Origin of the sequence: Promicromonospora kroppenstedtii DSM 19349 (assembly GCF_000515355.1) — a bacterium.
GTDB classification, from domain to species: Bacteria; Actinomycetota; Actinomycetes; order Actinomycetales; family Cellulomonadaceae; genus Promicromonospora; species Promicromonospora kroppenstedtii.
On record NZ_KI911735.1, the window covers coordinates 7869 to 8662 of the forward strand.

At 75.9% G+C, this 794-nt stretch carries 1 protein-coding gene; it reads left to right on the plus strand.

Features of this window, described 5'->3' with window-relative positions; all coding sequences use genetic code 11:
* Positions 1-720, plus strand: a 720-nt coding sequence (locus tag PROKR_RS22080; RefSeq protein WP_169736516.1) for a sensor histidine kinase, incomplete at its 5' end; no start/stop codon positions are given.
* Positions 721-794: the final 74 nt, after the last annotated feature.

Consider the following 794-nt stretch of genomic DNA (forward strand, 5'->3'; position numbering starts at 1 on the left):
CGGCGGTTCGTCTCCGACGTCAGCCACGAGCTGCGGACCCCGCTGGCGATCCTGCTCACCCGGGCCCAGCTGCTGCAGCGCGGTCCTGCGCACGACGAGGCCCAGCGGCTGGAGCTGGAGCAGCTGACCCAGGACGCCAAGATCGCCGCGGAGGTGGTCGACGACCTCCTCCTCGCCGCTGAGATCCAGCACCGGCCGCTCCCCCGCGTGCCGGTCGACCTGGGCCTGCTGGCCGGCGAGGTCCGCGCCTCGTTCGCCACGCGGGCACAGCTCGCGGGCGTCGACCTGCTCGTCGACGCCCAGCCGGGTACCGACTACGTCGTCACGGGCACCACCACCGCCCTGCGCCGCGCGCTGTCGTCGCTCGTCGACAACGCCCTGGCCCACGTGGCCGACGGCGGCCGGATCGTCATCTCGCTGCGGCCACGGAGCGCCGGGATTGCGGTGGCCGTGATCGACGACGGCGAGGGCCTCGACCCGGCCCGGGCGCGCGAGCTGACCATGCGGTTCCGGCGCGGGTCGCACGACAAGGCGGGCAGCGTGCGGCTGGGACTGGGTCTCGCGCTCGTCAGCGAGATCGTCACGGCCCATGGCGGCGAGCTGACGATCGACGGCGCGCCCGGGTCCGGTGCGACCTTCGCGCTGTCGTTCCCGGCGTCGAGCATCCCGCGCGGGAACCGGGAGGCGCCCCTGCCCGCGGCAGGGCTCCACCGGGGCTGACCGGGGGCCCGCCGGGCCTAGCTGTGCACCAGCTCGCGGAGCGCGGCGTCCGACGCGGCCTGGGCGGCGCGGTC